The sequence below is a fragment of the Herbihabitans rhizosphaerae genome (genome assembly GCF_004216555.1).
Classification (GTDB): Bacteria; Actinomycetota; Actinomycetes; order Mycobacteriales; family Pseudonocardiaceae; genus Herbihabitans; species Herbihabitans rhizosphaerae.
In genome coordinates, this window is sequence record NZ_SGWQ01000002.1 from 524,815 (window position 1) to 550,104 (window position 25,290).

General features: G+C 71.3%; 23 protein-coding genes. 9 read left to right on the forward strand and 14 right to left on the reverse strand.

Annotated features, from left to right (window positions below):
• From EV193_RS08105 to EV193_RS08120, 4 genes are all read right to left on the reverse strand, one after another.
• Complete coding sequence (locus EV193_RS08105) at positions 1-294, reverse strand: hypothetical protein (protein ID WP_130343366.1); 294 nt, start codon at positions 292-294, stop codon at positions 1-3.
• Between the two features lie 24 nt (positions 295-318).
• Positions 319-1,731: a P-loop NTPase family protein gene (locus EV193_RS08110; protein ID WP_242613215.1), complete on the reverse strand. Its 1,413-nt coding sequence runs from the start codon at positions 1,729-1,731 to the stop codon at positions 319-321.
• Positions 1,728-3,494: a dynamin family protein gene (locus EV193_RS08115; protein ID WP_130343367.1), complete on the reverse strand. Its 1,767-nt coding sequence runs from the start codon at positions 3,492-3,494 to the stop codon at positions 1,728-1,730. The genes EV193_RS08110 and EV193_RS08115 overlap by 4 nt, the downstream gene beginning before the upstream one ends.
• A 130-nt stretch (positions 3,495-3,624) precedes the next feature.
• Complete coding sequence (locus tag EV193_RS08120) at positions 3,625-5,112, reverse strand: IniB N-terminal domain-containing protein (protein ID WP_130343368.1); 1,488 nt, start codon at positions 5,110-5,112, stop codon at positions 3,625-3,627.
• A 352-nt stretch (positions 5,113-5,464) separates the two neighbouring features.
• Here EV193_RS08120 and EV193_RS08125 point away from each other — a divergent pair, with 352 nt between their 5' ends.
• On the forward strand, positions 5,465-6,520 hold the full coding sequence (locus EV193_RS08125; protein WP_242613254.1) for an Hsp70 family protein: 1,056 nt from the start codon (positions 5,465-5,467) through the stop codon (positions 6,518-6,520).
• On the forward strand, positions 6,517-8,871 hold the full coding sequence (locus EV193_RS08130; protein ID WP_130343370.1) for a helix-turn-helix transcriptional regulator: 2,355 nt from the start codon (positions 6,517-6,519) through the stop codon (positions 8,869-8,871). The genes EV193_RS08125 and EV193_RS08130 overlap by 4 nt, the downstream gene beginning before the upstream one ends.
• Here EV193_RS08130 and EV193_RS08135 read toward each other — a convergent pair.
• Positions 8,854-9,327, reverse strand: coding sequence for a nitroreductase family deazaflavin-dependent oxidoreductase (locus EV193_RS08135; RefSeq protein WP_130343371.1), 474 nt, complete (start codon positions 9,325-9,327; stop codon positions 8,854-8,856). The genes EV193_RS08130 and EV193_RS08135 overlap by 18 nt on opposite strands.
• Before the next feature lie 129 nt (positions 9,328-9,456).
• Between EV193_RS08135 and EV193_RS08140 the strand changes: the two genes are divergently transcribed.
• From EV193_RS08140 to EV193_RS08170, 7 genes are read left to right on the forward strand one after another with little or no spacing between them, the layout of a single operon-like run.
• A complete protein-coding gene (locus tag EV193_RS08140) occupies positions 9,457-11,142 on the forward strand; it encodes a purine-cytosine permease family protein (protein ID WP_130343372.1) in 1,686 nt (561 codons plus the stop codon).
• A gap of 47 nt (positions 11,143-11,189) precedes the next feature.
• Positions 11,190-11,492, forward strand: coding sequence for an urease subunit gamma (locus tag EV193_RS08145; RefSeq protein WP_130343373.1), 303 nt, complete (start codon positions 11,190-11,192; stop codon positions 11,490-11,492).
• A gap of 9 nt (positions 11,493-11,501) precedes the next feature.
• On the forward strand, positions 11,502-11,813 hold the full coding sequence (locus EV193_RS08150; RefSeq protein ID WP_130343374.1) for an urease subunit beta: 312 nt from the start codon (positions 11,502-11,504) through the stop codon (positions 11,811-11,813).
• Entirely contained in the window at positions 11,810-13,513 is a 1,704-nt protein-coding gene (locus EV193_RS08155) for an urease subunit alpha (RefSeq protein ID WP_130343375.1), read from the forward strand. Before EV193_RS08150 ends, EV193_RS08155 begins: the two co-directional genes overlap by 4 nt.
• Positions 13,513-14,187: an urease accessory protein UreF gene (locus tag EV193_RS08160; protein WP_130343376.1), complete on the forward strand. Its 675-nt coding sequence runs from the start codon at positions 13,513-13,515 to the stop codon at positions 14,185-14,187. The genes EV193_RS08155 and EV193_RS08160 overlap by 1 nt, the downstream gene beginning before the upstream one ends.
• Positions 14,144-14,872: an urease accessory protein UreG gene (gene ureG, locus EV193_RS08165; RefSeq protein WP_130343377.1), complete on the forward strand. Its 729-nt coding sequence runs from the start codon at positions 14,144-14,146 to the stop codon at positions 14,870-14,872. Before EV193_RS08160 ends, ureG begins: the two co-directional genes overlap by 44 nt.
• 47 nt (positions 14,873-14,919) lie before the next feature.
• Positions 14,920-15,576, forward strand: coding sequence for an urease accessory protein UreD (locus tag EV193_RS08170; RefSeq protein ID WP_423202142.1), 657 nt, complete (start codon positions 14,920-14,922; stop codon positions 15,574-15,576).
• A 65-nt stretch (positions 15,577-15,641) separates the two neighbouring features.
• Here the strand turns inward: EV193_RS08170 and EV193_RS08175 are convergent, their stop codons facing one another.
• The 9 genes from EV193_RS08175 to EV193_RS08215 form a co-directional block, all read right to left on the reverse strand.
• Positions 15,642-16,001, reverse strand: coding sequence for a hypothetical protein (locus EV193_RS08175; RefSeq protein ID WP_207222575.1), 360 nt, complete (start codon positions 15,999-16,001; stop codon positions 15,642-15,644).
• A 154-nt stretch (positions 16,002-16,155) separates the two neighbouring features.
• On the reverse strand, positions 16,156-17,550 hold the full coding sequence (locus tag EV193_RS08180; RefSeq protein WP_130343380.1) for a beta-N-acetylhexosaminidase: 1,395 nt from the start codon (positions 17,548-17,550) through the stop codon (positions 16,156-16,158).
• The gene (locus EV193_RS08185; RefSeq protein WP_242613217.1) at positions 17,547-18,380 is read right to left on the reverse strand and encodes a carbohydrate ABC transporter permease; all 834 of its coding nucleotides are present in this window, start codon (positions 18,378-18,380) and stop codon (positions 17,547-17,549) included. The genes EV193_RS08180 and EV193_RS08185 overlap by 4 nt, the downstream gene beginning before the upstream one ends.
• Complete coding sequence (locus tag EV193_RS08190) at positions 18,377-19,294, reverse strand: carbohydrate ABC transporter permease (protein WP_130343381.1); 918 nt, start codon at positions 19,292-19,294, stop codon at positions 18,377-18,379. The genes EV193_RS08185 and EV193_RS08190 overlap by 4 nt, the downstream gene beginning before the upstream one ends.
• Positions 19,294-20,583, reverse strand: coding sequence for an extracellular solute-binding protein (locus EV193_RS08195; RefSeq protein WP_130343382.1), 1,290 nt, complete (start codon positions 20,581-20,583; stop codon positions 19,294-19,296). The genes EV193_RS08190 and EV193_RS08195 overlap by 1 nt, the downstream gene beginning before the upstream one ends.
• Positions 20,580-21,674 carry a lactonase family protein gene (locus EV193_RS08200; protein WP_130343383.1) on the reverse strand — a complete coding sequence of 365 codons (1,095 nt, stop codon included), beginning with the start codon at positions 21,672-21,674 and terminating at the stop codon, positions 20,580-20,582. Before EV193_RS08200 ends, EV193_RS08195 begins: the two co-directional genes overlap by 4 nt.
• Before the next feature lie 25 nt (positions 21,675-21,699).
• On the reverse strand, positions 21,700-23,088 hold the full coding sequence (locus EV193_RS08205) for a GntP family permease (protein WP_130343384.1): 1,389 nt from the start codon (positions 23,086-23,088) through the stop codon (positions 21,700-21,702).
• On the reverse strand, positions 23,085-23,702 hold the full coding sequence (locus EV193_RS08210; protein WP_130343385.1) for a bifunctional 4-hydroxy-2-oxoglutarate aldolase/2-dehydro-3-deoxy-phosphogluconate aldolase: 618 nt from the start codon (positions 23,700-23,702) through the stop codon (positions 23,085-23,087). The genes EV193_RS08205 and EV193_RS08210 overlap by 4 nt, the downstream gene beginning before the upstream one ends.
• On the reverse strand, positions 23,702-25,288 hold the full coding sequence (locus EV193_RS08215) for an N-acyl-D-amino-acid deacylase family protein (RefSeq protein WP_130343386.1): 1,587 nt from the start codon (positions 25,286-25,288) through the stop codon (positions 23,702-23,704). The genes EV193_RS08210 and EV193_RS08215 overlap by 1 nt, the downstream gene beginning before the upstream one ends.
• Positions 25,289-25,290: the final 2 nt, after the last annotated feature.

Here is a 25,290-nt window from a genome sequence, read left to right on the forward strand (position 1 = left end):
CTACGTCCAGGTGATCGGACTCGGGGCGCGCGTCTCGGCGCTGCGCATGGCGGCGTCGATCGTGTCGTAGCCGGCCGAGTCGGGCCACGTCCGCGGGACTGTCTCTCCGGCGTGCCGGAACCGAACGTAGTAGAGCAACCCGTCCTCGCCGAGCGGTTGGGCCGTCTCGCCGGGCTCGAGCTGGTCGTCGGCCCGGGCCAGCTCGTACCAGAAGTCGTAGGGCAAACCGACGATGTCGACCGGCCTCGCGACTTCCTCCGCGTAGACCCAACTCCCGCTTCTGACGATCACCACAGACTCAGCATGCCGCGAAACCCACTAGCGCATGGCCAGTTCCTCGCAGGTGCGCACGACCACGTGCGCCGCCTGGCGCTGGGCGACCGTCCAGTCCGGCCGTTCGGCGTTCTCCCGCCACCGGTGCAGCATGTCCCACGCCTCGGCTTCCAGGTCGGAGTCGGTGGCGTCCTCGTGCAGCCCGAGCCGGATCACCGGGGCCACACCGAACCCGCCGATGAGCCGCCGGACCTCGTCGGCCAGCTCCTCCGTAAACGCCATCGAGTCCAGGGCGGCGAGCGTGCGCAGCTCCCGGAACTCGTGCGCACCGGCGACGATCCGCTCCAGCTCGGCGGCCAACTCGTTCGCACCGGGACCGGTCTCGGTGCGCAGCAGCGGACCCAGCGCGGCGAGTGCGGTGCGCGCCTTGAGCACGTCGGCGCGATCGGTGAACAGCCGGCCGATCGATTCGCGCAGGTCGCCGATTCCACTGCGGCGCACCAGTTCCGCCGCGAGCGCCGCCTTCGACGTGCTGCCGGTGCGGATCAGGGTCACCGCGAGCCGCACCCCGAACAGGCCGTACCGATCGAGCAGCTCGGCGCGAACCTCGGGCGGGAGCGGGGCGGGGAACGAGGCGCCGGCGAACCGGTCCGCCGAGAGCAGGGCCGGCTCGAGGTCGGCGCGCGGGACGGCGGCGACCTGGCACAGCGAGTCGAAGTCCAGCTCGGTCATCGTTCGTCCGGCCAGCGCGAGCAAACCGGCCACCGCGATCACGTCCTGGCACACCTGGCGCACCTCGACCCGGTCGCGATGCCCTCGGGCGACCTGCTTGGCCGAGGTGAGCGCGTCGATCCGGCCACCGCCCACCTCGTCGGCCCTGGCCAGCACGACCATCGACCCCACGGCACCGGCCCCGGTGGGCGCCCGGTCGCAGGCCGCGCGCACCGGCGCGATCTCGGGAAGTGCCGCCTGGCGCACCAGATACAGCACCGCGTCGGCGGCGGCGAACACCCGCGCGTCGGTCGGCTCCGCGTCGTCGGGCGCGACCGCGTCCAGCAGGGTCAGGCCACGCAGCGACCGCGCGGGCCAGCGCAGGTCGACCCGGTCCAGCGGCCCGTCGGGCCACGCGTCCGGGTCCACCCGCGAGCGGTCGCCCTCGCGGCGGATCAGGCCGGACACCGGTGGACCGCCGGACGGGTACATGATCGCCTCGGCGGTCGGCGCGCCGTGGATCCACACCGGCGCGTCACCCGGCCCCGGCGGGCACAACCGTTCCCCGATCAGCGCGTTGACCAGCGTCGACTTCCCGGTCTGGCGGCCTCCCGCAATCGCCAGGCGCAGCGGTTCCTCCCAGCGTTCCAACTGCCCGTGCAGCCACGCACGCGCACGCGGGACGTCCTGGAACACCTCGGCGGCACGCAGGAGCAGGTGGTGTACCGCCGGCGCGAGTCCGGTCACGCGGTGATCCCCTGGACGGCCCGTGCGGGCTCACCCAGTTGCTCGGCCAGCGCGGTGAGCTGTCCCAGCAGTGCGTCCATCTCCGCCTGCTTGCGCTGGCGCTGCGTGGTTCGGGCGACCAGCTCCTGGCGGGCCTGCTCCGCGGCGGTGGTCGCGGCGTGCTGCAGACGCTCGGCGACGGCGCTGAAATGATCACGCACCAGGCGGTGCGCCGCGCGCGCCGCGTCCCGGCTTTCCTTGCTGTAGGCCAGAAAGAAGTCGTCGACGTACCGCTGGGCGACCTGCTTGGCGGTGGCCTGGCGGCGGGTCTTGCGGGTGCCGCTCTCCTCGTACACGGTGCGCGCGCCGAACACCGCGCCCGCGCTCACCGAGATCGGGTTGACCAGCGGCATACCGGCGAACGTGGTGGCCAGGCCGAACATCAGCAGCCCGCCGTAGGACCCGCGCAGGCCGGAGAACAACTTCTGGAACGGGCCGAACTTCTCGGTCCTCGGCGGCGCGAGTTCGCCGATCCGGTGCGACAGCTCCTGCTCCATCGCCTCGGCCAGGTCGCCGGCGTCGTCCAGGGAGAGCTGGCGGGCGATCTTGTCGGCGAGCCACGCGAAGCGCTCGATCTGCCAGGTGAAGTTGGTCTCGGCGACCTCGTCGAGGGTGTCCCGCAGCCAGTCCTCGAAGGCGTCCCAGTCGCCGCGCGGATCGGCCGAGTCGAAGTAGGTGTCGATCTCTCGCACGATGGCCCGGGTCCGGTCGCGCACGTCGAACTCCACGTCGGACTGCAGGTCGGCCACGTCGTCGGCGAGCACGATCGGCCAGCGTGCGGCCATTCGCTGGAGCTGGACCAGCCGCTCCTGGGTGGCCTGCCAGCGGGAGTGTTCCGGCCCGGAGAGAGGATCGGCCCGCCGGGCCTGCTCGGCACGGATCCCGCCGATCAGCGTGTGCACCACGTCGGTGGTCAGGGCGCTGGTCGAGCGTGCGGCCAACTGGTCGCGCTGCCGGGCGATCTCACCGAGGAACAGCTCAAGGTCGCTGACGCCGGACTCCTCGTGCAGCCGCTGGTCGCCGGCGCGAACCGCGGTCAGCCGCAGGGACGCGGACACCGGGATCACCGGGGCGCGCAGGCCGGCACCGGCGATGCGCCCCTGGGTGTCGGCCAGCGCGTCCCGCCAGCGCGGCGCGATGTCGATCTTGGTGAGCACCACGGCGACCGGTCGGGCGGCCATGCGTTCGAGCATGGCGAGTTGCCCGGGGGACAACTCGCGAGTGGCGTCGCAGATCAGCAGCACGGCGTCCGCCTCGGGCAGCAGCGCCGTGGTGTTGGCCGGATCGGCCGGGCAGTCGATGAGCACCAGACCGGCGGCGAGCAGGTCACGCGGCAGCCCGATCTGTGCGCGGGTGCCGGTCGCGGCGGGTTGGGTGGCCTTCGCGCGGACCTGCTCCACCGACAGCGGCGCGGCGTCGAGCGGAGTCAGTTCGCGCCGGGGTGTGGGGAGTGAGAGCACGGTGGCCGTCGGGGTCGGGGCGTAGCGCACGAAGGTGGCCATCGCGGTGGTCACGCCGTCGCCGACCGCGCAGACCGGCGCGTCCACCAGCGCGTTGACCAGCGCGCTCTTGCCCTGACCGGGATCGCCGACGACCAGCACGCGGACCGCGGGATCGAGTAGCGCCTCACGCCGCGCGACCAGCTGGCCGGCGAGATCGGGTCGGTCCAGAGCGGTGCAGGCGCGCACCACACTGTCCAGAACCGGGATCCACGTCCGAGGCATCCAGGAGAGTGTGCCGTGATTCCCCGAATGGGTGAACCCGTCTGGGGGACTGTATTGCGCCAATCGACAAAAAGCAGGCCGGAAACTCGTCCAGGGAGACGAGTTTCCGGCCTGCGCGACGCGGCTGGTCTCAGAGCACGCCGTCGACGTCGATCACCTTGTCGACCTGCGGCAGCGCGTGCTGGGCGGCACTGGTGATGCCGTCCACCGGGCTGGCGTTGAGCACGTCGCCCACCGGGCTGTGCGTGATGTGCGCGACACCGGGCAGCTCGGTCACCTTCGGCAGCTCGGTGACCTTCGGCAGCGCGGGCAGGTGCGCCGGAAGGTCGGACAGGTCAGGCAGCTTCGGCAGGGTCGGGATCTGCGGGAGGTGCGGCACCGGCAGGTCGGTCGACTCCGGCAGCGCGGGCACCTGCGGCAGGTTCACCGGCAGCTGCGGCACCGCCGGGACGTCGACCGGCAGGTCCGCCGAGGGCTGCGGCAGCGCGGGCACGGCCGTCGGGAGGGCCGGGACGGCCGGCACACCGGGGACCGAGGGCAGCGCCGGCACGGCCGGCAGGTCCAGCGGCAACCCGTCGGTGAGCTCCGAGCCGCGGTTCACGAAGTCGGCCACGGTCCCCGCGGCGACCTGCGCCGACGGCAGCGAGTTCAGGGCCTTGGTCGGGTCGGCGATGGTGAAGCCGCTGTCGGTGGTGAACTGGCCGACCGGCGAGTCGACCGAACCGGTCACGCCGTCGACGCCGATGGCACCGGCCAGCGACACGCTGCCGAGCGGGCTGCTCAGGGCAACGCCGCCCTCGACGCCCTCCAGGCCGCCGGAGAGCCCACCCTCGGCCGAGAGGTACTCGTTGCCGGCGGCGACCTGGGCCTCGACGCCGGACGTGCTACCCGAGCCGGACAGGTCGACGTCGCCAACCGGAGAGACGCCGGTGAACGAGCTCTCGACACCGTCGGCGGTCGCGGTGACCCCACCGACGCCGGTGACCTGGTCGCTGACGAACCCGCCGGCCGCGGTCACACCGTCGGCGCTGCCCGCGGCACCCGCGGCGAAGTCGCCCAGCGCTGAGGTGCCGTAGAGAGCACCCTCGACACCGTCGGCGCTCGCGGTGACCTCGCCGATGCCGCTGACGTGATCGGTGGCCACCCCAGCGACGGCGTCGGCGCGCTCGGGGCCGGCCGCGGCCCATCCGGCGACCTCACCGAGGGTGGACTCGCTGGTCACCGCGCCACCGATACCACCGGCGTTGGCGGCGAACTCGCCGGCCACGGAGCCGAGGCTGCCGAGGCTCCCGGTGACGGCACCGGCCGCACCGTGCAGGTCGCCGGCAACCGACGCGGCGAACTGGGGCGCGCAGTCGGCCACGGCCTTGAGCTGCTCGATCACGCCGGCGTCGGTGGGCACGGCGGCGCGCAGCGCGTCGACACCGTCCTGCACCGCGGCCGCGCCCGGCGCCGCGTCGAGGACCAGCGGCACGACGTCCTGGACGTCCTGGGTGGTCACGTCACCCAGGCCGGCGGTCGACAGCGCGGCGGTGGGGTCCTGCGCGAAGGCCGCGCGCGCCTGCTCGTTGGTGAGCAGGTTGAGGACGAAGTCGTAGAGCGTGGGCTGCGAAGACAACAGATCTCCCTGATCGGCGGACAGCGGGGACGGTTCGCCCCGTCGTGTTGACCACACGCTAGGCACGGGCGCGCCCCAGGCCATCGGGTTTCACTCCCTGTCTTCAATTCACCCGATAGGGAGTTGGTGAGTTACGCCAATTAGGGGATTAGGGGGTTGCTCCGCGTGTACCGGTCTTTGATAGGAAGACGCCGCTCCGAAGCAGGCCCCCGCACGTGTGAGGAGACCATTGCCGTACGTCCTGGGTGTCGATCTCGGTTCAACCCGGGCTCGGGCCGCGACCTGCGAGATCGGGTCCGCGGACGTGCCGGAGCTGATCCGCCTGGAAGGTCGTTCGCCATGGTTGCCCGCGGTGTTACAGGTCCGTGACGACGAGACCGTGTTGGTCGGCGCGGCCGCTGAGCGCCGGGCCGGGGTCGAGCCGGAGTGCACGGCCCGTGGGCTGCTGCACCGGGTCGGCGACACCGTCCCGTGCGTACTGGGCGAGCGCGCCTACCCGGCCGACATCCTCGTCGCCGTGCTGATCACCTGGATCGTCGGCGCGGTGCGGGAGAGCCGAGGCTCCGATCCGGAACTCGTGATGCTGACCCACCCCGCGAGCTGGGGCGCCTACCGCCGGGGGCAGCTTGCCGGGGCCGCGCGCGAGGCCGGTGTCGCGGACATCGTGCTGATTCCCCGACCGGTGGCGACCGTGGAGACGGCGCTCGCCGCGCGGCCGACCCGGGACGGTCTGTTCGCGGCGAGCACGGTCGGCGCGACCCGGGCGGAATGCGCGATCGTGCGGGCCACGCCCGGCGACTGCGAGGTCCTGGCCACCGTCGAGGACGATCACGGCGCCGGCACCCACCTCGACGAGGTGCTCATGCGGCACGTGCTGGCTGGCCGGCCGCACGTGGGCGAGTCCGACCGGCTGCGGGCGGCGTGCGCGCTGGCCAAGGAGCGCCTGGCGGTGCACGGCCAGGCCAGTGTCGCGATCCCCGAGGACTCGGCACCGGTCCCGCTGTCCTGGGCGGAGTTCGAACCGCTGGTGCGACCGGTGGCCGAGGGCGCCGTCGACCGGATACGCCGGGCCACCCTGGCCGCCGGCGTGCGTCCGGAGCAGCTCGACGCGATCGCGCTGGCCGGTGGATCGACCCGGATCCCGCTGTTCGGCGCACTCGTCGGCGAGGCGTTCGGCCGGCCGGTGCTGACCGACGACGTGCCGGCCGGCGTCGCCTGCCGAGGCGCCGCCCTGGCCGCCCGTCGCCTGCTGACCCCGAGGACGCCCGAGTTGGTCACCGCCGCCGCCCACCCCGAGCCCAGCGCCCCGGTGGCCCCGCCTCCGCCCCGGCCGCCGGTCGACATTCCCGGACTGGAGCCGCCGCCCCGCCGCCGGTTCGGCCGCCGCGCGAAAGCGGTGGAGGAATGATCCTCGACGAGCACACCCGCACGTTGTGCGAGCGGATCACCACGGACCCGTCGGCACCGCGCCGGGTCGCGGTCGTGGCACCCGGCGGGCTCGGCAAGACGACCCTGTTGCGACATCTGGGACGGGAGTTCGCCGAAGCCGGGACGCGCCCGGTCTGGCACGGCTCGGGTGAGCAGCCGGGTGACGGCGACGTCCTGCTGATCGACGACGCGCACCGGCTGGCCGAGGACACGCTGACCGACCTGGTTCGACGGGCGCGGGTGGTGATCGCCGCCCGGCCGTGGCCCCAGCCGGCCGCGCTGGGCGACCTGTTCCGGATCGTGCTGCGGCCGTTCGACCAGGATCAGGTCGGCGCCTATCTGGCCCGCTACTGCCCGGACGCGGATCGCGCGGCGGTGCACGAGCTGACCGGCGGCGTGCCGCGCCTGGTGGCACTGGTCGCGCGGGGCGCCGATCCGGTGGAGCTGCGCGCCGAGATCGAGGCGCTCGCGCCCGACACCCAGACCTATCTGCTCGCCGCCCAGGCCGGCGCCATCCGTCATCCGGATCTGCTGCGCGCGCTGTTCGACACCGACGAGGCGGGCATCGGCGCGATCAGTGAGGCCGCCCGGTCGACCGGTCTGCTCGATTCCGGTGGCGCTCTGGTGCCGGTCGCCGAGGCGGCGGTCAGCGCGCTGGTTCCGGTCGACCGGCGGCTGGCGGTGTGCCGGAACCTGGTGCGGTTGCAGCGAAATCGGAGTGGGCCGGTGCTGGATCTGGTGCGCCCGCTGCTCGGTACCGACGCGGGCGGGGCGGACCTCGCGCAGGCCTACCAGACCGCGGCCGAGGAGGCGCTCACCGCCGATCCGGCGCTGTCCGTGCGGCTGTACGAGGCGGCCGCCCGCGCGGGTGCGGGGGAGCTGGAGATCGGTGCGCACTGGGCGCGCGCGTCCGCGTTGGCCGGCGATCTGACCGGTGCGCTGCGGCGGGCCGACCGGGTGATCGGCACGCCGGACGCCCCGGGCCGCGCCGAGGCCGCGCGGGTGGCCGCCGTGGTGCTGGGCAGCCACGGCCAGCTCGATCGCAGTGCCGAGCTGCTGCGGTGGGCCGGCGACTCGACCTCGCGCGCGTTCGCGGCACTCGCGCTGCTCGGCGCCGGCCGGCCGGACGAGGCCACGCCCCTGCTCGACGAGCGGTCGGACGGGGAACCGCCCACGCTGCTGTCCGGTGCCGCATCCCTTGTGGCACAAGGGATTCACGAGTCGCTGCGATCACCGGCCGCGACCGTGCTGGCGACACTGGCGCGGGCCTCGTCGATGGTCGAACCGTTGGGCCGCACGGCATTGCTGCCGGACAGCCCGGCCGCGCTGGGGGCGATCGTCGGCATCCACGCCGGCGAGATGGCGATGGCCGAGGCGCTGGTGCGTGACGCCGTCGCGGCCGACGTCGGCACCCTGCGACTCGGCATCCGGCACAGTCTGATGAGCGCCTGGATCGCGATGACCCGCGGTGATCTCAATGCCGCCGAACCGGTACTGGTCGACGTGCTCGGCCGCGACGAGTTGCAGCCGAGGGACTGGTTGTTCGCCATCGGTCTGGACGTCGGGCTGGCCCGGCGGCGCGGTGATCTCGCGGCGCTGCGCGGAATCTGGGAGCAGGCGCGGGAGGCGGTGATCCGCCATCCGGTGGACCTGTTCACGCTCCTGCCGTTCGGCGAGTTCGTCGTGGCGGCGGCCCGGCTCGACGAGTACGACCGGCTGGCGCCGCATCTCGCACAGGCGCACGCGCTGCTGGCTCGGCTGGGTGACCCGCCGCTGTGGAGCGCGTCGCTTCGCTGGCACCGCCTGCACGCCGCGATCATCATGGGCCAGCCCGACGAGGCGGCGACGCACGTCGAGGCGCTGGCCGGGTTCGCGCCGCACGAGCGACACCTGGCCGCGCTGCACGCCGCGGCCCGGTGCTGGCTCCAGGTGCTGACCGGCACGATCGATTCGAGTCAGGTCATCGACGCCGCGCGCGATCTGCACGCGACCGGCCTGAGCTGGGACGCCGCCCGCCTGGCTGGTCAGGCGGCCATCCACACGACCGATCGCACCGCGATGGCCGCGCTGCTCGAGTGTGCGCGCCAGCTCCAGGGGCCGACCGCCCCGACCCCGGAGCCGTCACCTGGTCCGGTGACGGCTCAGCTCAGTGATCGGGAGCGGCAGGTCGCCGAGTTGGTGGTCGCGGGCATGACCTACAAGCAGGTCGGCGACCAGCTCTACATCTCGGCGAAGACGGTCGAGCACCACATCGCCCGCATCCGCCACCGGCTCGGTGCGCAGAATCGGCGTGAGCTGCTCGACCGGCTCCGTTCAATGCTGGCCGGCTGACCTCAGGGCGAGGCGGACGACCGGGTATTCGCGGTCGCTCTTGGACTGGTATTTCCCGTAGCGGGGCTGGGCTTCGATGATGCGCTGCCAGGCCTGTTCGCGGTCGGTGCCGTCGAGTCGTTCTGGTGTGACGGGCGTGGCGTCCTTGCCGGGCAGTTCGATCGACGCCTGCTCGGGGTGTGCCATGAGGTTGACGTACCAGTCCGGGTGGACGCTGCCTCCGCCGGAGGCGACGACCAGTTGGGCGTCGCCGTCGGCGAAGCAGGCGACTGGGGTTTCTCTGGGTTGTCCGCTTTTGCGGCCGACGGTGTTGAGGATGAGCACGTTCATGCCCATGAACTTGTCGCGGCCGCCGCGGATCTTGCGGTTGATGCGGGCGTTGGCCTTGTGCTGCATCCAGCGGGAGAAGGTTCCGGGGGTGCCGGGCTTGCGCTTGTTCTTCTTGTTGTCGTCCATGGCGATAACGCTAAGGACGGCACCACGACCAGCGCTTCTCGATTCCTGACCGGTTGGCCATCGGCGCGACTTAACGAGGTGCTAACACGCCACAATCGCCCCGCAAACTCGGCTTCGTAGCTTCCGACGATGACCGAGACGATGCGGGAAGTGGAAGCGGGTGCCACCCGGGAGTTACGCCGGTACGCCCCGCTCGCGGCCAACGACAACCGGGAGGACTACTCACTGCGCTTCGCCGCGGTGTCCTTCCGCCGCTGGAGGCCGTTCGTGGTGGCCACGGCGGCGCTCGGCGGCATCGCGTACCTCGCGGACTTCGCCATCGGCGCGAGCATCGTGCTCTCCTTCGGCTTCACCTCGGGCGTGCTGGCGATCCTCGCCGCGGCGCTGGTGATCTTCCTGACCGGAATTCCGATCGCGGCCGCGTGCGCGCGCAGCGGCGTGGACATGGACCTGCTGACCCGCGGTGCCGGGTTCGGGTACCTCGGCTCGACGCTGACATCGTTGGTGTACGGCAGTTTCACGGTGATCTTCTTCTCGCTGGAGGGGGCGATCATGGCGCAGGCGCTGGAGATGGCGCTGCACCTGCCGCTGTGGCTGGGCTACCTGGTGTCGACGCTGATCGTGCTGCCGTTCGCGATGTACGGCATGGGCGCGATCGCGAAGATGCAGACCTGGACCCAGCCGCTGTGGATCGCCGGGCTGATCCTGCCGTTCGTGGTGATCGCGGTCCGCGAGCCCGGCCGGTTCGCGGAGTTCGCGTCCTTCGCCGGCACCGACGGCACGCACGGCTCGTTCTCGGCGGTGGGTTTCGGGTTCGGCATGGGTGTGGCGCTGTCGCTGATCGGACAGATCGGGGAGCAGGCCGACTACCTGCGGTTCATGCCGCCGAAGACCGCGGAGAACAAGCGCGCGTGGTGGACCGCGGTGATCGCGGCCGGTCCTGGCTGGGTGGTGCTCGGTGCGGCGAAGCAGATCGGCGGGGCGTTCCTGGCGTTCTGCGCGCTCGGGGTGGTGGGTGCGGCGCACGCGGTGGAGCCGATCGCGCCGTACGTCGAGGCGGTGCGCCCGGCGCTCGGGCCGATGGCGATCGCGCTGTCCGCGTTGTTCGTGGTGATCTCCCAGATCAAGATCAACACGACGAACGCGTACTCGGGGTCGCTGTCGTTCGCGAACTTCTTCTCCCGCGTGCTGCACCGCCATCCGGGCCGGGTCTGGTACGTGCTGGTCAACTGCGGGATCGCGCTGGCGCTGATGGAGTTCGGCGCGTTCGGCTTCCTGAACAAGATCCTCGGCTTCTACTCCAACGTCGGGATCGCGTGGATCGGCGCGCTGGTCGCGCACCTGGTGATCGTCAAGCCGCTCGGGCTCGCGCCGCCGTACATCGAGTTCAAGCGGGCGTACCTGCCGTCGATCAACCCGGTCGGCTTCGGCTCGATGGTGATCGCGTCGGTGGTGTCGATCGTGGCGTTCTTCGGGGCGTTCGGCCAGACGGCCGCGGCGTTCAGCCCGCTGCTGGCGCTGGTGATCGCGATGGTGCTGGTGCCGCTGTTCGCGTACCTCACCAAGGGCCGGTACTACCTGAAGCGGCCGAACACCGTCGCCGGGCCGGACGTTCCCGCGGCGCTTCTGGCCGGCACGCACGAGTGCCTGGCCTGCGGCGAGCACTACGAACTGCCGGACATCGCCGACTGCCCGGCGCACTCCGGTGCGATCTGCTCGCTGTGCTGCACGCTGGAGACGACCTGCGGCACGGCGTGCCAGGAGCCGGGCGCGGAGCCGGTTTCCCTTGGCATGCCGACGATGAAGCTCAGTTAACACGTCGTTGACAGCGACGCGGCCGATCGCGTGATAGACCTTCATTCATGCACCTCACGCCACAGGAGCGGGACAAGCTGCTCGTGTTCGTGGCGGCCGACGTGGCGCGGCGGCGGCAGGCGCGCGGGCTGCGACTGAATCATCCCGAGGCCGTCGCGTTGATCACCGAGCACGTGCTCGAGGGCGCGCGGGACGGCCGCGGCGTCGCCGAGCTGATGAGCAGCGGTCGCGAGGTGCTGCGACGTGAGCAGGTTCTCGACGGAGTGCCGGAGATGCTCGACTCCGTGCAGGTCGAGGCCACCTTTCCGGACGGCACCAAGCTCGTCACCGTGCACGACCCGATCCCGTGAGGAGTGTGCATGCGTCCCGGTGAGGTGCTCTGCGGCAGTGATCCGATCCCGCTCAATGCCGGCCGGCCTCGGGTACGGCTGACCGTGATCAACACGGCGGACCGGCCCGTCCAGGTCGGCTCGCACTACCACTTCGCCGCCGTCAATCCCGGCCTCGAGTTCGACCGTGACGCCGCCTGGGGACACCGGCTCCACGTGCCCGCCGGCACGTCGGTGCGCTTCGAGCCCGGAGTGGAGCGCGAGGTGGACCTGGTGCCGATCGCCGGCGCGCGGGTGGTGCCGGGCCTGCGCCCCGAGTCGGCGGGAGCGCTGGACCGATGACCGACGCGCTGGATCGCGAGCGCTACGCGGAGCTGTTCGGCCCGACCGCCGGCGACCGGATCAGGCTGGCCGACACCAACCTGTTGATCGAGATCACCGAGGACCGCGCCGCCGGGCCGGGCGGCTCCGGTGACGAGGTGGTTTTCGGCGGCGGCAAGGTGATCCGCGAATCGATGGGCCAGGGCACGGCCACCCGCGCCGACGGCGCACCCGACCTGGTGATCACCGGCGCCACCATTCTGGACCACTGGGGCGTGATCAAGGCGGACATCGGCGTACGCGACGGGCGGATCGTCGGCATCGGTAAGGCCGGCAACCCGGACACCATGGACGGTGTCGACTCCGCACTGGTGATCGGCCCGTCCACCGAGATCGTCGCCGGCAACGGCAAGATCGTCACCGCCGGCGGCATCGACTGCCACGTGCACTTCATCTGCCCGCAGCTCACCGACACCGCCCTGGCGTCCGGCGTCACGACCCTGATCGGCGGCGGCACCGGTCCGGCCGAGGGGACGAAGGCCACCACGGTGACACCCGGCGCGTGGAACCTGGCCCGCATGCTCCAGGCGATGGACGGCCAGCCGGTCAACATTCTGTTGCTGGGCAAGGGAAACACCGTCTCCGAGGCGGCGTTGCACGAGCAGGTGCGCGCCGGCGCCGGCGGGTTCAAGCTGCACGAGGACTGGGGCACCACCCCGGCGGCGATCGACGCCTGCCTGCGGGTCGCCGACCAGACCGGCGTGCAGGTCGCGATCCACACGGACACGCTGAACGAGGCGGGCTTCCTCGAGTCCACAGTGGACGCGATCGCCGGCCGGTCGATCAACGCCTACCACTCCGAGGGTGCCGGCGGCGGGCACGCGCCGGACATCATCCGGATCGTCTCGCAGCCGAATGTGCTGCCGTCCTCGACCAATCCGACCCGCCCGCACACGGTGAACACCATTGACGAGCACCTGGACATGCTCCTGGTGTGCCACCACCTGAACCCGTCGGTGCCCGAGGACCTCGCGTTCGCGGAGAGCCGGATCCGGCCGACCACCATCGCGGCCGAGGACGTGCTGCACGACCTCGGCGCGATCTCGATGATCGGCTCCGACGCGCAGGCGATGGGCCGGATCGGCGAGGTGATCATCCGGACCTGGCAGACGGCACACGTGATGAAGGACCGGCGCGGCGCGCTGGCCGGCGATGGCGCGGCGGACAACCTGCGGGCGCGCCGGTATGTCGCGAAGTACACGATCAACCCCGCGATCGCGCACGGCGTCGCGCACGAGGTCGGCTCTGTCGAGGTGGGCAAGCTCGCCGACCTGGTGTTGTGGGAGCCGAAGTTCTTCGGTGTGCGCCCGTCGCTGGTGATCAAGGGCGGGTTCATCGCCTGGGCCGCGATGGGCGACGCCAACGCGTCGATCCCCACCCCGCAGCCGGTGTTCGCCCGGCCGATGTTCGGCGCCGCACCGCGAGCGGCCGCGGCGAGCAGCCTGCATTTCGTGGCTGTCGAGCCGGAGATCGACACGTGGACCCCGCGGTCGGTGATCACCGACACGCGCCGGATCGGCAAGGCGGACATGGTGCTCAACGACGCGCTGCCGGACGTGCGGGTCGACCCGGACAGCTTCGCGGTGCACGTGGACGGTGAGCTGATCGAGCCGGCACCGGTGTCCGAGCTGCCGATGGCGCAGCGCTACTTCCTGTTCTGATGCACGCCGCCGCGCTCATGCTCGCCGACTCCCGGTTCCCGGGCGGCGGGCACGCGCATTCCGGCGGGCTCGAGGAGGCGGTGGCTCGCGGGCTGGTCCACTCCGAGTCGGATCTGGCGCCGTTCCTGGCCGGCCGGTTGCGGACCGCGGGGGAGTTGGCCGCCGTGTTCGCCGGGGCGGCTGCCCATGCCGGTCGACGCGACGCCGGAGTTGATCACTGGCGGCTGCTGGACGCCGAACTGGACGCCCGCACACCGTCACCCGCGCAGCGAACCGCGTCGCGCGCCCAGGGCCGCGGCACCCTCCGTGCGGTGTCCCACCTCGTGCTCGACACGCTCGCCGCCGCCACGCCTCGGCCGCACCACCCGATCGCGGTCGGTGCGGTCGTCGGAGCGTCCGAGGGTGCACCAGCCGACGCCGCCCTGACCGTCGCCTACCTGGCGGTGAGCGGGCCGGCCAGCGCCGCCGTCCGGCTGCTCGGCCTGGACCCGTTCGCGGTGAACGCGCTGGTCATGCGGCTGATCCCGGTCATGCACACGGTCGCCGAGTACGCGGTGCGGCACGCCGGAACGGACCCCGCGGACCTGCCCGCCCCCGCCGCGGTGGGGCTGGACCTGCTCGCCGAAGCCCATGATCGACACAGTCAGAAGGAGGTGCGTCTCTTTGCCAGTTGAGCACACCCACACGCATCCGGTGAACTTCGACCCGACCGCGACCGAGCCCGATCCACACGCCGCCGCGACCCACGCCGGGCGGGCGTTCCGGCTCGGCATCGGCGGGCCGGTGGGCAGCGGCAAGACGGCGCTGGTCGCCGCGCTCTGCCGGGCGCTGGGCGGCCAGGTCGAGCTGGCCGTGGTGACCAACGACATCTACACCACCGAGGACGCCGACTTCCTGCGCGGTGCCGGCGTGCTGGACGCGACTCGGATCGAGGCCGTGCAGACCGGCTGCTGCCCGCACACCGCGATCCGCGATGACATCAGCGCCAACCTGGACGCCGTCGAGCACCTCGAACAGCACCATCCCGGGCTCGAGCTGATCATCGTGGAGAGCGGCGGCGACAACCTCACCGCGGTGTTCAGTCGCGGACTGGTGGACGCGCAGATCTTCGTGGTGGACGTGGCCGGCGGGGACAAGGTGCCTCGCAAGGGTGGTCCCGGCGTCACCACGGCCGACCTGCTTGTGATCAACAAGATCGACCTGGCCGAACAGGTGCGCGCCGATCTGGGCGTGATGGTCACCGACGCGCACCGCATGCGCGGCGAACTGCCGGTGATCACCCAGTCTCTGGTGCGGACACCGGACGCACCCGAGGTGGCCGCCTGGGTGCGAGACCGGCTGGCCGCACAGCCGGCGTGAAGGCACACGCCCGGTTGGTAGTCGAATGCGACTCAGCTGGTCGCAGCGTGATCCGTGAGCTGCGTTCCGCCGCACCGCTCACATTGGTCCCGCAACGCCGCCGGCAGGCCGCTGCCGTGGTGCACCTGGTCAGCTCGGCCTGCGCGCCGCTGGGCGGTGATGAGCTGGTGCTCGACGTGCGGGTCGGCGCGGGCGCCACGCTGCGGCTGGCCGGTGTCGCCGCCACCGTGGCGCTTCCCGGGCAGCATGCGGGGCCGAGCCGCACGACGGTGCGCGTCGATCTGGAGGGTGCGCTGGAGTACCTGCCCGAGCCCACGGTGGTCACCGCGCGAGCCGATCACACGGCCGTGCTGACAGCCGACCTCAGCGATCGGGCGAGCCTGCGGTGGCGGGAGATCCTGGTCCTCGGCCGGTCGGGGGAGTCGCCCGGCCGGTGCCGCAGCGGGCTGTCGGTCCGGCGAGCCGGTCGCCCGGTGCTGCGCCAGCAGTTGGACATCGGCGACCGCGAGCTGGACGCCAGCCCCGCCGGTCTGGCCGGCAAGCGGGTGTCGGGTACCGGCCTGCTCCTCGACGGTTCGACACCCGCGGCCGCCGGTGGCCCGTGGTGGTCGCGCGTCCCGATCGACGGCGGCGCGCTGACCACGGTCCTGGCCGACGATGTGGTCAGCGCCCTGGCCGTACTGACCACCTCAATGCCCGGCTGACCGCACGGCGAGCCGGACCACCGGGTACTGGCGCTCGCTCTTGGCCTGGTACGTCCATCGAGTTGTTAGCGTTGTTGCTCGATGCGCTCGAAGATGTCGGCGTCGGTTTCTTGCTGCCAGTCGGGCAGTTGGTCCCAGTCGGCGACGTAGGCGGGCTTGGGGTCTGGGAAGTGCTTGTAGATCTGGCCGATCCAGCAGAGGGCGACGAACTTGCCCTTCTGCTCGCGGGTGAGTTTGGTGGTGGCGCCGTCGGTGGCGGTGATGAACGCAAGCACCTGGTCGTAGACGGCCGCGGCGGAGGCGCGCTCCCAGTCGGGGGTGTCTTCCCAGGGTGCGGTGTAGCCGGGTTTGGGCTCGCCCGGGTAGTGCTTGGTGACTCCGGCGATCCAGGCTTCGCGGAAGGCACGGCCGTGCTCGTTCTGCAAGATCATTTCCCTTCTCGTCGGTGGTCCTGTGGCGAACAAGACGTTGATCTGTCTCGCCTGCGGCTTAGAGATCGTACGAGGCGACGCCCTCCGCCCCGGTCCTTGTGACGCCGTCGGCTCACAGATTCGATTTTCGAATGAGCCTGTTGCTCGGTCAGCGCGGCCGGCCGGGGACGCCGGGGCGGGTTTGCCAGGGGTGCGGGCCGTGCAGCGGGCGGTACTCGACGCCGAGCGCGTCCAGTCGCGGCAGGTGGTGGGTGGCGAGCCGGTTTTCGAACTCGGTGTAGTCCTTGTCCGGCGGGGACCAGACGACCTCGGCGAACGCGGACAGCCGGGGGAAGGCCGCGTAGTCGACGCGGCGAGGGTTGTCGAGGTGCTCGGTCCACACCTGGGCCTGGGCACCGAGAACCCTTGCGGGGTCAGGCATGCCGGGCGGGATCGGCTCGTATGAGTACACGTCGCGAAGGGTGACCAGGTAGCCGACCGGGATCGGTTCGTCGGGGTGGTCGGACTGCCGGTGATCGAGGTAGACGGACTGCTCGGGGCACATGATCACGTCGTGGCGGGTGGTGATCGCCGCCTCCTCGCTGCGCCAGCACGCGATGATCGTGTCCGGGGGCAGTGGCCCGGTCTCCAGGATCTCGTCCCAGCCGAGCGCGCGGCGGCCGAGCGTGGACAGGTGCTCGGCGATCCAGCCGATCGGCCAGTTGTGCCGACCGGCTTCGTCGCCGCCGAGGCAGATCACCGGGGAGTCGAAGACATCCGCGAGATGGTCGAACACCCGGCGGTAGAAGTCCACTGTGGACGGTGCGGTGTTGAGCACGTGTTCGCTGATGCCCCAGGCGGTGCGCACCTCCGCCGGCCCGCACGCGCCCAGCAGCGGGTACGCGGCGATCGCGGCCTGGCTGTGCCCGGGAATGTCCACCTCGGGCACGACGGTGACCGACCGTGAGCGCGCGTAGGCGACGATCTCGCGCAGGTCGTCGGTCGTGTAGTACCCGCCGTGCGGGCGGCCGTCGTGCGACGTGGTTCCGTCCGGCGGCCGGCCGACCCACGATCCGGCGCGCCAGGCACCGACCTCGGTCAGCCGGGGGTAGCCGGGGACCTCGACGCGCCAGCCTTGATCATCGGTGAGGTGCAGGTGCAGCACGTTCAGCTTGTGCGCGGCGAGCAGGTCCACGAAGCGCAGCACGGCGGCCTTCGGCTGGAAGTGCCGTGCCACATCCAACAAGCACCCGCGCCAGGCGAACCGGGGGTGGTCCTCGATCTCGCCGCACGGCAGGTGCCACTGTCCACTGTGGATGTTCGCGGCACGGAAAGCGTTGGGGCCGGCCAATTGTCGCAGGGTCTGTTCGGCGTGCCGCACTCCCGACTCGTCGGCGGCGATCGCGCGCACGCCGTCCGGGGTGATTGTGATCCGGTACCCCTCGGCGTGCCGAACTTCGGCCGGATCGATGACCACCCGCGTCCGCCAACTGTCCACTGTGGACACGCCGGGTGCCGGTGAGGCGCGCACCGGGCGGGGGAGCAGTCCGTCGAACGCGGTCATCCCTTCACCGCCCCGGCCAACCCGCTGACCAGATGCCGCTGCACCAGCACGAAGAAGATCAACACTGGAATGGTCATCAGCGTCGAGCCGGCCATGATCGCGCCCCAGTCCTGCTCATCGGGCTTGTAGAACACCAGCAGCGCCTGCGGCAGCGTGCGGTTCTCCGTACTGGAGTAGATCAGCGTCCGGGCGAACAGGAAGTCGTTCCACGAGTGGATGAACGACAGCACGCTGGTGGCCACGAGTCCAGGCGCCACAAGGGGAAACAGCACTCGCCAGGTGAACTGGAAGCGGCTGGCGCCGTCCAGCGCGGCGGCCTCCTCCAGGTCGGCCGGCACGGCGGCGACGAACCCGCGCAGCATCCAGATCGCGAACGGCAGGCTGAACGCCAGGTTCACCAGCACCAGCGGGCCCAGTTCGTTGAGCCCGAACGCCGGCGCCACGTCGCCGACCGAGCGCACCATGAAGAACAGCGGAATGGTCAGCGCCTCGACCGGCACCATCTGCGCGACGAGCAGCATCACCAGCAGCACGGTCCGGCCGCGGAACCGGAACCGGGTCAGTGCCACCGCGGACAGGAACGACAGCAGGATCGACCCGCCGACCACGAGCACCGCGACCAGGGCGCTGTTCAGGAAGTACTGCCCGAAACCCTGCACGTCGAGCACTCTGCGGAAGCTGTCCAGCGTGGGGGCGAACGTCCACGGGCGCGGATCGGCGGACTGGATCTCGCCGGCCGGTTTCAGCGCGGACAGCACCATCCAGTACAGCGGCAACGCGACGAGGATCGCGGCGACCACGCAGAGCACATCGGAGATCCGGGACCTCACGGCTGCCACCCCGATTTCCGTTGCACGCGAAGGTAAATCACGGTGATCAGCAACAGCAGCACGGTCATCACCACGCCGATCGCCGCGCCCATGCCGTATTCCTCGCCGGCGAACGCCTTCTGGTAGGCGTACACGTTGAGCACGAGGTTGCGGCCCGCGACACCGCCGCCGCCCGTCATCACGTAGATCTGGGTGAAGATCTTGAAGTCCCAGATGATCGACTGGATCGTGGCGATCACGATCAGCGGTTTCAGGATCGGCAGGATCACGCCGGTGGCGATCCGCCGCCAGGACGCGCCGTCCAGTTGGGCCGCCTCCACCACCTCGGACGGGATGGCCTTGATCCCGGCGTACATGGTCACCATGACGAACGGGAACGAACACCAGATGATCTCCGCGGCGACCAGCCCGAACGCGGAGAACCGGTCGAAGGTCCACGAATGTCCTTCCAGACCGGTGAATCCGAGCCCGGCGAGCACCTCGTTGACCAGCCCGAGGTCCTGGTCGAACAGGAACAGCCACACATAAGAGCCGGCCATCGCCGGGGTGGCCCACGCACCCAGCGCGGCCAGGAACAACAGCATGCGCGGGATCGGCCGGGCACGCGTGGCCAGCACGGCGAGCGCGCCGCCGACTAGGAGACTGCCGACCACGCACACCGCGGCGAACAGCACCGTGGCCAGCAGCACGCTCCAGAACTGCGGATCGGTCAGCAGCTCGGCGTAGTTCGCGAAAGCCAGGAACCGCAACGGTTCCGCGCCGCTGGCCTGCGGCTGGTTGTAGTCGTACAGCGAGATCTGGGCGAGCTGGAACAGCGGATAGGCCATCAGTCCGACCAGCAGCACCGCGGCGGGCGCGAGGTAGAGGACGGCGGCGCGCCCGTCGCGGCGGGTCCGCTGGCGGGGAACGGTCATCAGCCGCCGAACGCCTTGTTCATCTCGGCGGCCGCGGCGTCGGTGGCAGCCTCGACGCTCTGCGCCCGGGTGGCGATCTGCTGGATGGCGGTGGGGATGATGTTCGCGGCGTCGATCTTCGTCCAGGCCGGGCTCGCCGGCACGAACTTGGCGCCCGCCTTCACCGAGGCGACGAACGCCGCCAGCGTCGGGTCGGCGCCGGCCAGCTCGGACTGCACGTCGGTGAACGTGGGCAGGTTGCCCATCGCCTGGTACATCTTCCGCTGGTACTTCTTGCCGGCCAGCAGCTTGCTGAACTCCATCGACAGCGAGTACTTCTTGCTCGCCCGGAACACGCCGAGCAGGTTGCCGCCGGCGAACGGCGGCGCGATCGCGCCGATCTCCTTGCCGGGCAACGGAATCACGGCGTACTTGCCCTTCGCCGTACCGGCCTCGATCGCCTTGCGGTTGAAGTCGCCGCCGATCACCATGCCGGCCTTGCCCGCCGCGAACGCGGCCACCGACTGGCTGCCGGTGAGCTGCGCGCAGGCCGCGGGCGGGCAGATGTCGTCGTTGATCAGCTCGGCGTAGCGGCGCAGCCCCTCGCGGGACGCGGCGCTGGTCACGCCGGCGGTCCACTTGTCGCCGTCGCGCGTGGCGACGTCGCCGCCGTGCGCCCACACGTAGGGCAGCGCCGCGTAGACGTACTTGCCGCCGGTGGCGATGCCGTACAGATCGGGCTTGGCCTTGCGGATCGCGCGGGCGGTGTCGGCCAGTTCGGTGAGCGTCTTCGGCGGGTTGATGCGCAGCTCGGTGAACACGTCGGTGCGGTAGTACAGCGCGCGCGTCCCGGTGAACCACGGGATGCCGTAGGTCTTGCCGTTGATCTTCGCGGTGTCCAGCACGGTCGGCGCGAGGTCCTTGCCCTCCGCCCAGCCGGCCAGGTCGCCGGACACGTCGGCGAACCCGTTGGACGCGATGTAGCCGGCGAGGTCGGTGTTGCCGAACTCGGCGACGTCGGGGGAGCTGTTCCGGTCGTTGAACGCGCCGTTGAACCGGTTGGCCCGCCCGTCGACCGGGAGGTATTCGACGTTCACGGTGACGCCGGCGTGCGACGCTTCGAACTCCCGCTTCGCTTCCGCCACAACGGTTTCCTTGGGCGTGTTGTTCGCCTCCTGGAACAGCCACACCTTCAGCTCGCCGGTGGTCTCGCCGCCGCCGGACTGCTGCTGGTTGTTCGACGCCTGCGGCGGTGCGCATCCGGCGGCCAGCGTCACGGCCAGGGCCATCAGTAAGAGTGGGCGTCTCATCGGGCGTTCCTTCCGAACAGCACGAAACAGGCGGAGTTCACCGCGGCGGACCCGGCCGGCGACCCGAGCCGGCCGGTGCGCGGGTCACGGAGGAGCCAGGACACGGCGTTGGCGCGCTGGTTGGCCACGTACACCCAGCGGCCGGTCGGGTCGAGGGTGAAGTGCCGCGGCCAGGCGCCGCCGCACGGGGTGGTGCCGGCGAACGCGAGCCGCTCGCCGCGCACGTCGAAGGTGGCGATGCTGTCGTGGCCCCGGTTGGCGGCGTAGACGAACCGCCCGTCCGGCGACACCTGGATCTCCGAGGGAAAGTTCTGCGGCGGTGTCGCGTCGCCGAGCGTCCCGATCACCTGGCCGGGGGTGAACAGGCCGGCGGACGGGTCCCACGCGGCGACCGTGATCTCCGAGCGCAGCTCACCGAGAATGTAGGCGCGACGCCCGTCCGGGTGGAACGCCAGATGCCGCGGCCCGTACCCGGTGGGCAGCCGAAGTTGTTGGCGCGCACGGAGTTTCCCGCTCGCCGGGTCGAGGCCGTACACGTACACCGAGTCGGTGCCGAGATCCACGGCGACCACCCAGCGGCCACTCGGGTCGGGCAGCACCTGGTGCGCGTGCGCCTCGGCGGCACCGGTGTGTGTCACCAGGTCGGTGGACTCGCCGATGGTGCCGTCGCCGGCCAGCCGATGCACCACGACCGAGCCGGAGCCGTAGTTGGCGGTCAGCAGGAATTGCCCGTGCACGCTCAGGTGTGTGGGTGCCTCGCCGTGCGTGGACTGCTTGTTCAGCACTCTGCCGGTGGCGGCGTCCACGGCGGAAACGTGGCCCTCGGGCAGTTCGTTGGTGACGTAGACGATCCGGCGGTCGGCCGAGTGGGCGAACCAGGACGAGTCCGGCAGGTCCGGCACGGTCGCCCCCACGGTCAGTACGCCGGTGCGCGGGTCGACGGTGCCACGCTGCACGCCGGCATCCGGTGAGAAGCTGCCGAGGTACACGCCGAGTCTCCTACCGTGGGCACTGGCGGTCGTGCCGAACAACTGCGCTGCGGCACCCGCCACGGCGCCGGTGAGCAGGGTCCTTCTGGGTAGGGCACGCACGTGGTTTCCTTTCACCGCAGGGAAATCAGATGATCGCAATGAGCACTGCGGCGACCGCGAATCCGACCACCGACAGGATCGTCTCCAGCACCGTCCAGGTCTTGAGGGTGTCCTTGACGGTCAGCCCGAAGTACCGCGACACGATCCAGAATCCGCCATCGTTGACGTGCGAGGCGATGATCGAACCGGCGCAGATGGCGGCCACGATCAGCGCCAGCTCCGGCTGGGAGAACCCGGTGGTGGCGATGGTGGGGCCGATGATGCCCGCCGTCGCGGCGATCGCGGCCGTCGCCGAGCCCTGCGCGATCCGCAGCCCGCAACTGATCACGTACGCCGCGAAGATCACCGGCAGCCCGGCGTCGGCCAGCGAGTTGGCCAATGCCGTGCCGATCCCGGTGGCCTTGAGGACCGCGCCGTAGAACGCGCCGGCACCGACCACCAGCAGGATCATCGCCACCGGACGCAGCGACACCGACCCGATCTCGGCCACCTGTGAGCGGGTCATCCCACGGCGATATCCCAGGAGCCAGAAGGCGAGCAGCACCGCGATGGTCAACGCGATGGCCGGCGTGCCGACGAAGTTGGCGATACCGGCGGCCACCGAACCCTTGGGCAACCAGATACTGCCGAATGTGCCGGCCAGGATCAGCGCGAGCGGAACCGCGATGATCGACACCACCAGCCCGAGTCTCGGCTCCTCCTCGGGCCGGTCGGCGACCTTGGCGGCCTCCAGCATCTCCTCGGGCACCGGCACGTGCATCCGCTTGCCGATCCACGACGAGAAGATCACGCCGCCGATGTACCAGGCCGGGATCGCGCAGGCGGCGCCCATCAGGATCACCCAGCCCAGCTCGACCTTGAGCAGCGCGGCCGCGGCGACCGGCCCGGGGTGTGGCGGCAGGAACGCGTGCGTCACCGACAGGCCGGCGATCAGCGGCAGGCAGTACAACAGGATGGACTTGCCGCTCTGCTTGGCCGCCACGTATACCAGCGGTGCCAGCACGAAGATGCCGACGTCGAAGAACACCGGCACGCCGAAGATCAGCCCGGCCAGGCCCATCGCCAGCGGCGCCCGGTTCTCGCCGAGCGCGCGCAGCAGCGCCCTGGTGAGCACCTGCGCGCCACCGGACGCCTCGAGCATCGCGCCCAACATGGTGCCCAGTCCGATGATCGCCGCGATGTGCCCGAGGATCGACCCGAAACCCGTCTCCAGCAACGACTTTCCGGGATCCTGCGCGGTTCCGACCAGCGTGCCGATCGGCACCCCGGCGGCCAGCGCGGTGAGCAACCCGATCACCAGCAGCGCGATGAACGGCTCCAGCTTGAACTTGACGATCAGCAACAGCAGCAGGGCGATGCCGACGGCGGCGAGCAGCAGCAGGCCGCCCGTCTCGTGCTGTAACCAGTGGATCATGGCTGCTCCTTCACGGCGGCGACGAACTCGCTGGCGCGCAGGCGAATGCGGTCGAGATCGGTCAGGTCGGGCGGGACCACGCCGCTGCCGGCGGTGACCGCGATCGCCCCGGCGGCGAGGTAGGCGGCGGCGTTGCCGGCGTTGACACCACCGCTGGCCACGAGCGGCACGTCGGGGTAGGGACCGCGCAGGTCGCGGAAGTAGGCCGGGCCGAGCCGGGCGGCCGGGAACACCTTCACGGCGGCGGCCCCGATGTCCATCGCGTCGGCCACCTCGGTGGGCGTGAAAGCGCCCAGCACCACCGGAATCCCGAGCCGCTCGGCCTCCTCGGCCACGTCGTCGCGCAGGCCCGGCGTGAGCAGATATCTCGCGCCGGCGTTGACCGCGTCCCGGGCCATCGCCGCGGTCATCACCGTGCCGGCGCCGATCAGCGCACCGTCCACAGTGGACGCCTGCTCGATCACGCGCGGGGCGTTCGGTGTGGTGAACGCGATCTCGATCATGGGCAGCCCGGCGTCGACCAGCGTGCCGGTCAGGCCGACGGGATCCGGCACCGCCGGCGCGCGCACGATGCACAGCGCACGCCGTGTGCGCAGCTCGCCGAGCAGGTCCATCACGCCCCCCGGTTGCGCAGCGAGTGGCCGGCCAGCGCGCCGGTGTGCGCACCGTCGCTGATCACCGGAACGCCGTTGACCAGCACGTACGGGATTCCGGCGGCAGGCGTGCGCGGCTCGTCGAACGTCGCGGTGTCGGCGATCGTGTCCGGGTCGAACAGCACCAGGTCGGCCGCGTAGCCCGGCTTGACCAGCCCGCGATCGGTCAGCCGCAGGCGGCGCGCGGCCCGGCCGGTCAGATGCGCGACGCACTCCTCCAGCCCGAGTACGCGCAGCTCGCGCACGTAGCGGGCCAGATACCGGGGGAAGGTGCCCCAGGCGCGCGGGTGCGGGCGCGCGCCGACCAGCAGCCCGTCGCTGCCGCCGGTGTGCGCGGGGTGCCGCATGATCGTCCGCACGTTGTCCTCGTGGCCGACGTGCATCAGGCACGAGGTGCCCAGCTTCTCGGCGATCAGCGTGTCGAAGTACAGATCGGCGGGCGCGGCGCCGGCCGTGCTGGCCGACTCGGCGACGCTGTGCCCGACCAGGTGGGCGTTCGCCGGGTCGCGCACGCCGTTGATCTCGATGGACGACCAGTCGACCGGCACGCCGTGGCAGCCGTCCGAGCCGGTCACCTCGATGTCCCGCCGGATCCGCTCTCGGGTGTCCACATCGGACAGCCGGGCGATGGTGGCGTCCGGGCCGCCCTCGGTGGCCCAACTCGGCAGCAGCGCGGACAGGTACGTCGCGCCCGGCAGGTACGGGTAGGTGTCCAGCGAGATGTCCGTACCCTCGGCGATCGCGTTGTCCAGCAAGGAAAGCAGCTCGCCCGCGCGGCCGGCGTTGACCGGGAAGTTCATCGTGGCGTGCGCCAGGTGCAGCGGGCAGGCCGACCGCTGGGACACGTCCACCATCTCGGCGTAGGCCTCCAGCGCGCCGGCGCCGTAGCTGCGATGGTGCGGGCTGTAGTACCCACCGCCGGCGCCGACCACCTCGCACAGCGCGACCAGCTCGTCGGTGTTCGCGTACATGCCGGGCGTGTAGGTCAGCCCGGAGGACATGCCCATCGCGCCCTCGGCGAGCCCGGTCGCGGTGATCTCGCGCATCCGGTCCAGCTCGTCGGGCGTCGCCGGCCGGTCGTCCCAGCCGACCACCAGCATCCTGATCGTGCCCTGCGGCAACAGGTACGCGGCGTTCACCGCGATGCCGAGGTCCAGCCGGTCGAGGTACTCCGCGACGCTGCGCCAACTCCAGTCGAACCCGGGCGGGTCGTCGTTCCAGCCGGCGAGCTGTGCGCGCAGACCGGCCAGCGTCGCGTCGTCCACCGGTGCGTACGACAGCCCGTCCTGGCCGAGCACCTCGGTGGTCACGCCCTGGGACACCTTGGCCAGGTGCTCCGGATTGGCCAGGATCTGCAGGTCGGAGTGCGAGTGCATGTCGATGAACCCGGGCGCGAGGACCAGGCCGTCCGCGTCGATCACGGTGTCGCCGGTCAGCGCGCCGCCCTCGACGGCGGCGATGCGCCCGTCGGTCACGCCCACGTCGGCGACGTAGGACGGCTCGCCGGTGCCGTCGACCACCCGTGCGCCGCGAAACACGATGTCCATGG